The sequence below is a fragment of the Methylobacterium sp. Leaf88 genome (genome assembly GCF_001422795.1).
Classification (GTDB): Bacteria; Pseudomonadota; Alphaproteobacteria; order Rhizobiales; family Beijerinckiaceae; genus Methylobacterium.
Genome location: NZ_LMMK01000045.1, coordinates 442,333 through 454,932, shown reverse-complemented (window position 1 = coordinate 454,932; position 12,600 = coordinate 442,333). Strand labels below are relative to the sequence as shown.

Sequence of the window (12,600 nt, the reverse complement as noted above, 5' to 3'; positions counted from 1 at the left end):
GTCTCCGCGACCGCCGGGTCCGGGTTCAGCCCGCGGCGAGGCGCAGGCCGGCCTTGTCCCGGCGCCGCACCTGCACCTGGTTGCGCCCGTTCGCCTTGGCCGCGTAGAGCGCCTGGTCCGCCGCCTCGACGAAGGCGGCGGGATCGGCTGCCCGGACATCGGGGATCTGCGCCAAGCCGAGGCTGACCGTGAGCACCCCGAGGGGGCTGCTCGCATGCGGGATCTTCCAGCCCGCCACGGCCTCGCGGATGCGGTGGGCGACGATCTCCGCCCCGGCCGCGTCGGTCTCGGGCAGGATCACGGCGAATTCCTCACCCCCGATGCGGCAGGCCGTGTCGGAGGCATTGACGATGCTGGCCTCGATGGAGCGCGCGATCAGCCGGAGGGCCTCGTCGCCCCGCTGGTGCCCGTAGCGGTCGTTGTAGCCCTTGAAGTAGTCGGCATCGAGGACGAGGAGCGAGAGGGGCAGCTGGTTGCGGACCGCGCGGCGCCATTCGCGTTCCAGCGCATCGTCGAACCGTCGCCGGTTGGCGAGGCCCGTCAGCGCATCGGTGGTGGCCAGCTTCTCCAGCTGGACGTTGAGGTCGAGGGCCGCCTGCTCCGCCACCCTGCGCTGGTGCAGCTCGCGCCCGAACAGCCAGGTCAGGACGATGGTGGTCGCGCACAGGCTCAGCACCACCGCCCCGAGGACCAGGGCGCGGTGCCACCAATCGGCATAGATCTCCGCCGGCGCCACGGCGATGCTGAGGTGAAGCGGCAGGTCGCCGACCTTGGTGAACACGAAGTCGCGGCTGCCCTCGCCGACCATGGCAGGGCCGGTGAAGCGACCCTCCGGCGCATCGAAGAACCTCCGGTAGCTGTCCGTGGCCGAGACGCTCCGCCCGATGGTGGCCTCGTCGTAGGGCTCGCGCATGATGATCGTGCCACCCGGACCGTAGAGGGTGACGGTGCCGGCATGATCGGCGCCGACGGCGGCGAACAGCTGACGGAAGTAGTCGAGGTAGATCGAACCGAGGACGACCCCCGCGAAGCTGCCATCCGGGTCCGACAGGCGCCGGCTGATGATGAGGACGCGCTTGCCCGTGAGACGCGAAACCAGGGGCTGGCTGATGTGCAGCTCGTTGCCCGGATGGGCGACGTGGTACTGGAAATATTCGCGGTCGGCGTAGTTCAGAGGCTCGGGGGCGAGGGATTTCGAGCTGATGATGAGCTTCCCGGTTCTGTCGAACACGAGGGTGTGGCCGAAATTCTCGGCCGTGGCGGCGCGATCGAACAGGATCATCTGCCGGAGTTCGGGATCGGCCTGGGCAAGCTCGGGAAGCTTCAGGCCGTCGACGACGGCCCGCAGGGAAAGATCGTAGAGCTCGATGTTCCGGGCGATATCCCGCCCGAGGACCTGCACGAGGCTTCGCGATGTCACCTCCGAGCGCCGGGCCGCATCGAGGCGCATCTGCCAGAGCATGAAGGCCGAGACGGCGCAGAGCCCGATGACAGCAAGCAAGTTGATGGCACTCAGCCATCTGGCCGAATGCGTCCATCGAAATCGCTGCAGCAAGACGGGTCGCTCAGGCATCGTCAGGACCCTGACATCCATCGGTGGTCTGCGGTGAGGCGGTCGGAGCAAGGAGGACGACCGCCGCCAGAGTCCAGTCATCACCGAGGGGCAGTTAATTCTTTCTCCGTTTCTTGCCTCTCCGTACGACAACACACCATCGCCGTCCGGGCGGCCGGCGGATCAAGGGCCTCCCGGCCGCGTTGCCCAGGCATGCGGACCGAACAGGACGGCGCACAGGACGGAAGGACCCCCCATGGCAACCCGGCATCGTCACATCCTGCTCCTGGCCCTCGGGCTGGCGACCCCGGCCTCGGCTCAGACGCCGCCCCCCTCCCCGGCCGCCACCGGGCAGGCGCGCGACGAGGCGGTCTGCGCGGCGCAGGCCGACGAGAACAGGCTCGCCAGCGCCCACCGGGAGACCTTCCTGCGGGAATGCGAGGCGGGCGAGAGGCTCGATCGACCGAAACCGGATCCAGCGAAGCCGTGACGATCCCCGCCGTGGCGGGTCATGGTCAGAGAACAGCCTTCAGCTTGTCCGCCATGGACTGGTCCTTGTCGCGTCGCGACGAGAACGCCATGGTGAAGAAGACCCGCTGCACGCCGATCTCGCTCAATCTGGCCTCGCAGGCCTCGATGAGGGCGCAGATATCGCCGAGTTCGCCCTCGATATTGGTCCCGTTGGCATGCATCTCGGCATGGAGGGGACTGGCGTCGATGATCGCCTTGATCTCCTTCACGTAGGGCGAGACCGAGGGGCCGACGCCCATCGGAACGATGCACAGATCCGCCACGACCTTCATGATTCTTCTCCCGGTGCCTGCTGAGCCCGTCAGAGGTCGCACGCGCCCCGGCCTGTCAATCACCTCTGGGAGCCGATCGCCTGCACCGCGGAGCCAACGGGCGGATCATCGCGGGTGGAACGGAATCACCACCTTCGCCGTATCTGCCGACCGACGGGGACCCCTCCGTGGCCCACGGGGACGATCCATCCGAGACCGGATCATCCCCGCCCCGGGCCGTCGCTGGAGGAGTCTGGGGGGACAGGAGACGATCGAGCCTTGACCGACAGGTTTCGCACCCTCGCCGCAGCGATCGCCGCCTTGCTGCTGTTGACGGCCCGGGAAGCACCGGCCCAGACCACGACGGAGGCACCGGCCGTCGAGGCGGAAGAGGTGCGCCCAGGACCGCCACCGCCCTTGCCGGACCTGGCCGATTCCAACGGACGGGCCGGCGAGCCCCTGAACCAGCCCGGCCCGAACTCCGGCATTCCCAGGGCGCTTCGCGGCTCGGCCGACCGAGCCGGTGGTCCGGCCAACGACCTGACCCCTGTCGACCGACCCGATGAGCCGCCCCTGCCCAAGGCCGATCTCGCGCAGGTTCTGGCGGGCAAGGCCCTGTTCCACGGCAATTATTGTGGGACCGGCCAACGGGGCGAGGGCCTGCCGCCCACCGACGACCTCGATGCCGCCTGCCTGCGCCATGATGCCTGCTTCGACGCGGCCGGGCATCGGTCCTGCGCCTGCAACGTCCGCCTTCAGCGGGACGCGGCCGCCGTCTCCGAGCGGCCGGGCCTCCCGCGGCAGGTTCGCGAGCGCGCCCTCAGCGTGGCCCAGGCCGCCGAGGTGATGGCCTGCCAAGCCCCCTGATCGGCCCCGTGAGGGCGGAGCGACCCAGGGCGTGACGCCCTCGACGAAGCGGCGGCCGTCTTCGTCGAGGGACAGCGTAGGGCTCAGATGTGGATCGCGCGCTTTCCGACCGCGAGGGCGGCTTCCTTGACCGCCTCGGTGAGGGTCGGATGGGCGTGGCAGGTGCGGGCGACGTCCTCGGCGGAGGCGCCGAACTCCATCGCCACCGCGACTTCCGCGATCAGGTTGCCGGCATCGGCCCCGACGATGTGGACGCCCAGGACGCGGTCGGTGGTCGCGTCGGCCAGGATCTTCACGAAGCCGTCCGTGGTGTGGTTCACCTTGGCGCGGCCGTTGGCGGTGAAGGGGAACTTGCCGCTGTTGTAGGCGATGCCGTCCTTCTTGAGTTCCTCCTCCGTCTTTCCGACGGACGCGACCTCCGGGTAGGTATAGACCACGTTCGGGATGACGCCGTAGTTCACGTGGCCCGACTGGCCGGCCAACAGCTCGGCCACGGCCACCCCCTCGTCCTCGGCCTTGTGGGCCAGCATCGGGCCGGCGATGACGTCGCCGATGGCGTAGATGCCCGTGACGTTGGTGGCGTAGTGGCTGTCCGTCTGGATGCGGCCCTTGTTGTCGAGGCCGACTCCGACCGTCTCCAGGCCGAGGCCTTCGGTGTAGGGCACCCGGCCGATGGCCACGAGCACCACGTCGGCCTGCAACGTCTCGGCCTCGCCGCCGGCGGCGGGCTCCACCGTCACGGTGGCGGCCCCGTCCTTGACCGTGACGCCCGTCACCTTGGACGAGAGCTTGAACTGCATGCCCTGCTTGCCGAGGATGCGCTGGAACTGCTTGCCGACCTCGCCGTCCATGCCCGGCAGGATCCGGTCGAGATACTCGACCACGGTGACCTCGGAGCCGAGGCGGCGCCAGACCGAGCCGAGCTCGAGGCCGATGACGCCGGCCCCGATGATGAGGAGCTTGCCCGGGACCTTCTCCAGGGTGAGCGCGCCGGTGGAGGACACGACGATGGTCTCGTCGATGGTGACACCGGGAAGCTTCGTGACGTCCGAGCCCGTGGCGATGACGACGTTCTTCGTCTCCAGGAGCTGGTTGCCGCCATCCTCGGACAGCACCTCGACGCGGCCCGCACCGGCCAGCCGGGCGGTGCCCCGATAGGCGTCGATGCCGTTCTTCTTGAGCAGGAACTCGACGCCCTTGGTGTTGCCGTCGACGCCGTCCTGCTTGAACGTCATCATCTTCGCGAGGTCGAGTTCGGGCGCGCCGACCATGACGCCCATGTCGGCGAAGTGCTTGCCCGCCTCCTCGAACGCTTCCGAGGCGTGCAGCAGGGCCTTCGAGGGAATGCAGCCGACGTTGAGGCAGGTGCCGCCATGGGCGGCCCGCTTTTCCACCACGGCCGTCTTGAGGCCGAGCTGGGCGGCACGGATGGCGCAGACGTAACCGCCGGGGCCGGTGCCGATGACGACGAGATCGTAGGACATGGGAATCTGACTCGCTGGATTGGGCGGCGGGTCATGCCCCACCATCGATGGACGAAGCGCGCGGAAGCGTCCGGCCGCGCGGGAACGCGGCCGGCGGACGGCAGCTGCCGGGCCTTAGAGGTCGAGCACGAGGCGTGCCGGATCTTCCAGAGCCTCCTTGACGCGCACGAGGAAGGTCACGGCCTCCTTCCCGTCGACGATGCGGTGATCGTAGGACAGGGCGAGGTACATCATCGGCCGCGCCTCGATCTTGCCGGCGCGCACCACGGGGCGCTCCTCGATGCGGTGCATGCCGAGGATGCCGGATTGCGGCGCGTTCAGGATCGGGGTCGACATCAGCGAGCCGTAGATGCCGCCGTTGGTGATCGTGAAGGTGCCGCCCTGCATCTCCTCGATGGAGAGCTTGCCCTCGCGGGCCTTCTTGCCGAAGCCGGCGATCTTCTTCTCGATGCCGGCGATCGACAGGTCGTCGGCGTCGCGCACCACCGGCACCACGAGGCCCTTATCGGTGCCGACCGCGATGCCGATGTGGTAGTAGTTCTTGTAGACGAGGTCCTGCCCGTCGATCTCGGCATTCACCGCCGGCACGTCCTTGAGGGCGCCGATCACCGCCTTGGTGAAGAAGCCCATGAAGCCGAGCTTCGTACCGTGCTTCTTCTCGAAGATGTCCTTGTACTGGCTCCGCATCGCCATCACGGCCGACATGTCGACGTCGTTGAAGGTCGTCAGCATCGCGGCGGTGTCCTGCGCGTCCTTGAGACGGCGGGCGATGGTCTGGCGCAGCTTGGTCATGCGCACGCGCTCCTCGCGCGCCGCATCGTCGGGCTTCGAAGGCGCCCGCGGGGCGGCGGGCTTGGCCTCCCGCGCGGGGGCCGGGGCCGGAGCGGAGGGAGCCTTCGACGTGGCCTCGAGCATGTCGCCCTTGGTCACGCGGCCGTCCTTGCCGCTGCCGTTCAGGGTCGCAGGGTCGATGCCGGACTCGCGGGCCATCTTGGCGACCGCGGGGCCGTGGTCGCCGGACTCGCGGGTGGCCTGAGGCACGGCGTCACCGTGGTTGCCGTAGCCGGCCGACGACTCCTGAGCGGGCGCTTCTGCCGGCTTGCTCTCGGTCTTGGTCTCGGATTTGGCTTCGGATTTGGCTTCGGCCTTCTTCGGCGCCGCGGCCTTGCCGCCGCCGGCCCCGGCCTCGACGATCGAACCGAGGAGCGCGCCGGGCTCCACCGTCTCGCCGTCCTTGGCCAAGATCTCGCCGAGCTGGCCCGCGGCCGGCGCGTTCACCTCGAGGGTGACCTTGTCGGTCTCGAGTTCCACCAGGGGCTCGTCGGCCGCCACGGCGTCGCCCGGCTTCTTGAACCAGCGGCCGATGGTGGCCTCGCTCACGGATTCGCCCAGGGTCGGGACGACGATATCGGTTGCCATGGTTCAGTGTCCGTCCGGAGGGTTTGGGACGCCGCTCGGCGGCGCCCTCGGATCGCGAAACGTGGGGGCGAGTAGCGTGGAGGAGGGGCCGGCGGTCAGACCGCCAGCGCCTCGTTGAGGAAGGCCTGGAGCTGGGCCTGGTGCTTCGAGAGCATGCCCACCGCCGTGGAGGCGGAGGCCGGGCGACCGACGTAGCGCGCGCGCTTCACCGGCGACTGGGCCTGGCCCAGCACCCATTCGAGGTAGGGTTCGACGAAGGCCCAGGAGCCCATGTTCTTCGGCTCCTCCTGGCACCACACCACCTCGGCGTTCCGGAAGCGCCCCATCTCGCCCGCGAGCGCCTTCAGGGGGAACGGGTAGAGCTGCTCGACGCGCATCAGGTACACGTCGTTGACGCCGCGCTTCTCGCGCTCGTCGTAGAGGTCGTAATAGACCTTGCCCGAGCACAGCACGACGCGCCGGACCTTGTCGTCCTTCACGAGCCTGATGCCGTCCTCGTCGCGCTCGGCATCGTCCCAGAGCACGCGGTGGAAACTCGAGCCGTCCGCCATCGCCTCGATCGGCGAGACCGCCTTCTTGTGCCGCAGGAGCGACTTCGGCGTCATCAGGATCAGCGGCTTGCGGAACTCGCGGTGCAGCTGGCGGCGCAGGATGTGGAAGTAGTTCGAGGGCGTGGTGCAGTTGGCGACCTGCATGTTGTCCTCGGCGCACATCTGCAGGAAGCGCTCCAGGCGGGCGGAGGAGTGCTCCGGGCCCTGGCCCTCGTAGCCGTGCGGCAGCAGCAGGGTCAGGCCCGACATGCGCAGCCACTTGCGCTCGCCCGACGAGATGAACTGGTCGATGACCACCTGGGCGCCGTTGGCGAAGTCGCCGAACTGCGCCTCCCACAGCACCAGGGCGTTGGGCTCGGCCGCGGAGTAGCCGTACTCGAAGCCGAGCACCGCCTCCTCGGACAGCATCGAGTTGATGACCTCCAGGCTGGCCTGGCCCTCACGGATCGAGTTCAGCGAGGTGTAGCGCTGCTCGTTCTCCTGGTCGATCACCACCGCGTGGCGCTGCGAGAAGGTGCCGCGCTCCACGTCCTGGCCCGAGAGGCGGACGCGGTGGCCCTCGATGAGGAGCGAGCCGAAGGCCAGGGCCTCGGCGGTCGCCCAATCGATGCCCTGGCCCGATTCCACCGCCTTGGCGCGGTTGTCGAAGAAGCGCTGGATCGTGCGGTGCAGGTGGAAGCCGGGCGGCGGCGTGGTGATGCGCTGGGCGATCTCGCGCAGGGTCTCCACCGGCACGCCGGTCTTGCCGCGGCGCGGATCGTCCACGTCCTCGCGCACGGCCTTGAAGCCGGCCCAGCGACCGTCGAGCCAGTCGGCCTTGTTGGCCTTGTAGTTCGTCGCGACTTCCAGCTCGGCGTCGAGCACGGCGCGGAACTCGGCCTTGCGCGCGTCGAGCTGCTCCTGGCTCACCACGCCCTCGGCGACGAGCTTCTTGCCGTAGGTCTCCAGCGCGGTCGGGTGCTTGCGGATGCGCTGGTACATCTTCGGCTGGGTGAAGGCCGGCTCGTCGCCCTCGTTGTGGCCGAAGCGGCGGTAGCAGAGCATGTCGATGACGACCGGCTTGCCGAACTTCTGGCGATACTCGATCGCGATCTTGGCCGCGAAGGTGACGGCCTCCGGGTCGTCGCCGTTGCAGTGGAAGATGGGCGCCTCGACCATCTTCGCCACGTCGGACGGATAGGGCGAGGAGCGCGAGAAGCGCGGATCGGTGGTGAAGCCGATCTGGTTGTTGATGATGAAGTGGATCGAGCCGCCGGTGCGGTGGCCCTTCAGGCCGGACAGGCCGAGGCACTCGGCCACCACGCCCTGACCCGCGAAGGCCGCGTCGCCGTGGATGAGCAGCGGCACCACGCGGGTGCGCTCCACCGTGGGCTTGGCCCGCTGGTCCTGCTTGGCGCGCACCTTGCCGAGCACGACGGGATCGACGATCTCGAGGTGCGACGGGTTGGCGGTGAGCGAAAGGTGGACGTTGTTGCCGTCGAAGGCGCGGTCCGACGAGGCACCGAGATGGTACTTCACGTCGCCGGAGCCCTCGACCTCGGCCGGGTTGGCCGAGCCGCCCTTGAACTCGTTGAACACCGCCCGGAAGGGCTTGGCCATCACGTTGGTGAGCACGTTGAGGCGGCCGCGATGGGCCATGCCCACGACGATCTCCTCGGCGCCGAGGGCACCGCCCCGCTTGATGATCTGTTCCAGCGCCGGGATCATCGCCTCCGAGCCGTCGAGGCCGAAGCGCTTGGTGCCGGTGTACTTGAGATCGAGGAACTTCTCGAAGCCTTCCGCCTCGATCAGCTTGTTCAGGATCGCGCGACGGCCCTCGGGGGTGAAGGTGATCTCCTTGCCCTTGCCCTCGATGCGCTCCTGGATCCAGGCCTTCTCCTCCGGGTTGGAGATGTGCATGAACTCGACGCCGAGGGTCTGGCAGTAGGTGCGCTCCAGGATCTCGACGATCTCGCGAATGGTCGAGAATTCGAGGCCGAGCACGTTGTCGAGGAAGATCGGACGGTCCCAGTCCTTCTCCTCGAAGCCGTAATGCTGCGGATGCAGCTCCTCGTGGTCGCCGCGGGGGGCGAGGCCGAGAGGATCGAGCTTGGCGTGCAGGTGGCCGCGCATGCGGTAGGCGCGGATCAGCATGATCGCGCGGACCGAATCCTTCGTCGCCTGCTCCACCGAGATCCCGGGGGCGGAGGCGATGACGGCGCCCTTGGTCGGGGCCGACGCGGTGTCGGACTTGGCGCGGATCTTGTCGCCCATCGCCTTCTCGACGGTGGCCCAGTTGCCGTCCAGCGCCGAGACGATCTCGCCATTGGCGTGGATCGGCCAGTTCGGCCGCTCCCACGAGGCGCCGGCCGCGTTCTTCTCCGCAAGCCCCTTGTCCTCGTTCAGGGACCGGAAGAACGTCTGCCACTCCGGATCGACCGCGTTCGGATCGCGGGCGTAGGCCGCCTGCAGCTCCTCGATGTAGGCGGCGTTGCCGCCGTAGAGGAACGAGGTTTCGAGCGCGTCCTGGCGTGCCATCGTTCGGGTCATCCTGCCGCTGTGCGGGGTCCTCCGCCGGGAAGGCCCCTGCCCGACCCCATCCGCGCGGATCGCGGCCGGGATCGGATGTACCGGGAAAGACGCGGGCCTCCTCGGGCTCGCGTCGCTCGTTCGTCAGATGGGGTCGCGGACCTGAACGTCGACCAACGCGAGGCCCGCGTCCCGCGCGTGTCAGCCGCGCAGAACCTCGACGAGGGTGCTGCCGAGGCGCGCCGGCGAAGGCGAGACCCGGATTCCGGCCGCTTCCATCGCGGCGATCTTGTCCTCGGCGCCGCCCTTGCCGCCCGAGATGATGGCGCCCGCGTGACCCATGCGACGGCCCGGAGGCGCCGTGCGGCCGGCGATGAAGCCGACCATGGGCTTCTTGCGGCCGCGCTTGGCCTCGTCGGCCAGGAACTGCGCCGCCTCTTCCTCGGCCGAGCCGCCGATCTCGCCGATCATGACGATCGACTCGGTCTTGTCGTCGGCGAGGAACAGCTCGAGCATGGAGATGAACTCCGTGCCCTTCACCGGGTCGCCGCCGATGCCCACCGCGGTGGTCTGGCCGAGGCCGGCATTCGTGGTCTGGAACACGGCCTCGTAGGTCAGCGTGCCGGAGCGGGAGACGATGCCCACCGAGCCCGGCTTGAAGATGTTGGCCGGCATGATGCCGATCTTGCACTGGCCTGCGGTGACGATGCCGGGGCAGTTCGGGCCGACGAGGCGGGACTTCGAGCCTTCGAGCGCGCGCTTGACCCGCACCATGTCGAGCACCGGAATGCCCTCCGTGATGCAGACGATGAGCGGGATCTCCGCCTGGATCGCCTCGCAGATCGCGTCCGCCGCCCCCGGCGGCGGCACGTAGACGACGGATGCGTCGGCGCCCGTGGCTTCGCGGGCTTCCGCCACCGTGTCGAAGACCGGCAGGTTGAGGTGCTTGGAGCCGCCCTTCCCCGGGCTGGTACCACCGACCATCCTGGTGCCGTAGGCGATGGCCTGCTCGGAGTGGAAGGTTCCGTTCTTGCCGGTGAAGCCCTGGCAGAGGACCTTGGTGTTCGCGTCGATCAGGATGGACATGGGGTCTCTCAGCCCTTCTTCACGGCGGCGACGATCTTCTGCGCGGCGTCGTCGAGGTCGTCGGCGGGGATCACGTTCAGTCCGGAATTCCGGATGATCTCCTTGCCCTTCTCGACGTTGGTCCCCTCCAGGCGCACCACCAGGGGCACCTGCAGGCCGACCGCCTTCACCGCCGCGATCACGCCGTTGGCGATCACGTCGCACTTCATGATGCCGCCGAAGATGTTGACGAGGATGCCCTTCACCTGGGGATCGGCGGTGATGATCTTGAACGCCGCCGTGACCTTCTCCTCCGAGGCGCCGCCGCCGACATCGAGGAAGTTCGCCGGCTCCTCGCCGTAGAGCTTGATGATGTCGAGGGTCGCCATGGCGAGGCCGGCGCCGTTGACCATGCAGCCGATGGTGCCGTCGAGGGCGATGTAGGCGAGGTCGTACTTCGAGGCCTCGATCTCCTTGGCGTCCTCCTCGGTCTCGTCGCGGAGCGCGACGATGTCGGGGTGGCGGTAGAGGGCGTTCGAGTCGAAGGAGATCTTGGCGTCGAGGCACTTGAGATGGCCGTCGCCGGTGAGCACCAGCGGGTTGATCTCCAGCATGCTCATGTCCTTGGCGGTGAACGCCTGGTAGAGCCGGGTGGTGAGGTCGCCGGCTTCCTTGGCCTGGGCGCCCGTGAGGCCGAGCGTCTTGGCGACGAGGCGGCCGTGATGGGGCATTACGCCCGTGGCGGGATCGACGGAGAAGGTGACGATCTTTTCCGGCGTGTCGTGCGCCACCGTCTCGATGTCCATGCCGCCTTCCGTCGAGACGACGTAGGCGACCCGGCCGGTCTCGCGGTCGACCAGCATCGAGAGGTAGAACTCCGCCTCGATCTGGGCGCCCTCCTCGATGTAGAGCCGGTTGACCTGCTTGCCGGCCTCGCCGGTCTGGATCGTGACCAGGGTCTGACCCAGCATTTCGCCGGCGAACTGCTTCACCTCGTCGAGGGACTTGGTGACGCGCACGCCGCCCTTGGCGCCGGCTGGCGCCCCCTTGAAGGTGCCCTTGCCGCGACCGCCCGCGTGGATCTGCGACTTCACCACCCAGACCGGGCCGCCGAGTTCCTTGGCGGCCGCCTCGGCCTCCTCGGGCTTGAAGATCGGCACGCCGCGCGAGACGGGCAGACCGAATTCCTTCAGCACCGCCTTGGCCTGGTACTCGTGAATGTTCATGGATGAGACCCTCAACGTCATCCCGGGGCCGCAGAGCGGAACCCGGGATCCAGAAACACAGGTTGCGATCCAGCCCGCCGCGTCGGCGGCCCGGAATGACGGTCGAACTAGGCCAGCGCGGGGTTCACGCCCTTGCAGGCCTCGATCAGGGTCTTCACGGCACCGACCGACTTGTCGAACATCGCCTTCTCGTCGCCGTTGAAGTCGACCTCGAGGACGCGCTCGACGCCGTTGGCGCCGATCACGATCGGGACGCCGACATACATGTCGGAGACGCCGTACTCGCCGTTGAGGTAGGCGGCGCAGGGGAGCACGCGGCGCTTGTCGCGCAGGTAGCTCTCGGCCATGGCGATGGCGGAGGCGGCGGGGGCGTAGAAGGCCGAGCCGGTCTTGAGCAGGTTGACGATCTCGCCGCCGCCCTTGCGGGTGCGCTCGACCATGGCGTCGAGCTTCTCCTGGGTGGTCCAGCCGAGCTTGACCAGGTCGGGAAGCGGCACGCCGGCCACCGTGGAGTAGCGCACCAGCGGGACCATGTCGTCGCCGTGGCCGCCGAGCACGAAGGCGGTGACGTCCTCCACCGAGACCTTGAACTCGTCGGCCAGGAAGTGGCGGAAGCGGGCGGAATCGAGCACGCCGGCCATGCCGACCACCTTGTGGGTGGGAAGGCCGGAGAATTTCTGCAGGGCCCAGACCATCGCGTCGAGGGGGTTGGTGATGCAGATGACGAAGGCGTCCGGCGCGTGCTGCTTGATGCCGGTGCCGACGGCCTCCATGACCTTCAGGTTGATCCCGATCAGGTCGTCGCGGCTCATGCCGGGCTTGCGCGGCACGCCGGCGGTGACGATCACCACGTCGGCGCCGGCGATCGCCGCATAGTCGCTGGCCCCCGTGTAGGTCGCATCGAAGCCGTCGACGGGCGCGGATTCCGCGATGTCGAGACCTTTGCCCTGCGGGACGCCGTCGGCGATGTCGAACAGCACGACGTCGCCGAGCTCCTTCAGGCCGGCGAGGTGCGCGAGGGTTCCACCGATCTGTCCAGCGCCGATGAGCGCGATTTTGCTGCGTGCCATGGGGGAAACGAACCTCCGGTCCTTGCGTGGCGGTCGCGGCGCTGGGAGGCTTGAAAACCACCGGCGCGTTGCTGCG

10 protein-coding genes are annotated in these 12,600 nt (G+C 68.5%); 2 read left to right on the top strand and 8 right to left on the bottom strand.

Annotation, left to right across the window (positions count from 1 at the left end):
- Positions 1-25: 25 nt before the first annotated feature.
- Complete coding sequence (locus ASF20_RS18640) at positions 26-1,501, bottom strand: sensor domain-containing diguanylate cyclase (RefSeq protein WP_056276582.1); 1,476 nt, start codon at positions 1,499-1,501, stop codon at positions 26-28.
- Positions 1,502-1,808: 307 nt separating this feature from the next.
- On the opposite strand from ASF20_RS18640, the gene ASF20_RS18635 reads away from it, so the two are divergent.
- Positions 1,809-2,042, top strand: a complete 234-nt coding sequence (locus ASF20_RS18635; RefSeq protein ID WP_056276577.1) for a hypothetical protein — start codon at positions 1,809-1,811, stop codon at positions 2,040-2,042.
- A 25-nt stretch (positions 2,043-2,067) separates the two neighbouring features.
- Here the strand turns inward: ASF20_RS18635 and ASF20_RS18630 are convergent, their stop codons facing one another.
- Positions 2,068-2,355 carry an MTH1187 family thiamine-binding protein gene (locus tag ASF20_RS18630; RefSeq protein WP_056218179.1) on the bottom strand — a complete coding sequence of 96 codons (288 nt, stop codon included), beginning with the start codon at positions 2,353-2,355 and terminating at the stop codon, positions 2,068-2,070.
- A 300-nt stretch (positions 2,356-2,655) separates the two neighbouring features.
- On the opposite strand from ASF20_RS18630, the gene ASF20_RS18625 reads away from it, so the two are divergent.
- Positions 2,656-3,201 (top strand): hypothetical protein, encoded by a 546-nt coding sequence (locus tag ASF20_RS18625; protein WP_082501444.1) that lies wholly within the window; start codon positions 2,656-2,658, stop codon positions 3,199-3,201.
- Between the two features lie 83 nt (positions 3,202-3,284).
- Here the strand turns inward: ASF20_RS18625 and lpdA are convergent, their stop codons facing one another.
- The 6 genes from lpdA to mdh form a co-directional block, all read right to left on the bottom strand.
- Positions 3,285-4,685, bottom strand: a complete 1,401-nt coding sequence (gene lpdA / locus ASF20_RS18620) for a dihydrolipoyl dehydrogenase (RefSeq protein WP_056276574.1) — start codon at positions 4,683-4,685, stop codon at positions 3,285-3,287.
- 114 nt (positions 4,686-4,799) lie between these two features.
- Entirely contained in the window at positions 4,800-6,104 is a 1,305-nt protein-coding gene (gene odhB, locus ASF20_RS18615; protein WP_056276569.1) for a 2-oxoglutarate dehydrogenase complex dihydrolipoyllysine-residue succinyltransferase, read from the bottom strand.
- Positions 6,105-6,199: 95 nt separating this feature from the next.
- Positions 6,200-9,172 carry a 2-oxoglutarate dehydrogenase E1 component gene (locus ASF20_RS18610; RefSeq protein WP_056218187.1) on the bottom strand — a complete coding sequence of 991 codons (2,973 nt, stop codon included), beginning with the start codon at positions 9,170-9,172 and terminating at the stop codon, positions 6,200-6,202.
- A 192-nt stretch (positions 9,173-9,364) separates the two neighbouring features.
- Positions 9,365-10,249 (bottom strand): succinate--CoA ligase subunit alpha, encoded by an 885-nt coding sequence (gene sucD / locus ASF20_RS18605; protein ID WP_056218190.1) that lies wholly within the window; start codon positions 10,247-10,249, stop codon positions 9,365-9,367.
- Between the two features lie 8 nt (positions 10,250-10,257).
- Complete coding sequence (sucC, locus tag ASF20_RS18600; protein WP_056276566.1) at positions 10,258-11,454, bottom strand: ADP-forming succinate--CoA ligase subunit beta; 1,197 nt, start codon at positions 11,452-11,454, stop codon at positions 10,258-10,260.
- A gap of 107 nt (positions 11,455-11,561) precedes the next feature.
- Positions 11,562-12,524 (bottom strand): malate dehydrogenase, encoded by a 963-nt coding sequence (gene mdh, locus ASF20_RS18595; RefSeq protein WP_056218199.1) that lies wholly within the window; start codon positions 12,522-12,524, stop codon positions 11,562-11,564.
- Between the last annotated feature and the right edge of the window lie 76 nt (positions 12,525-12,600).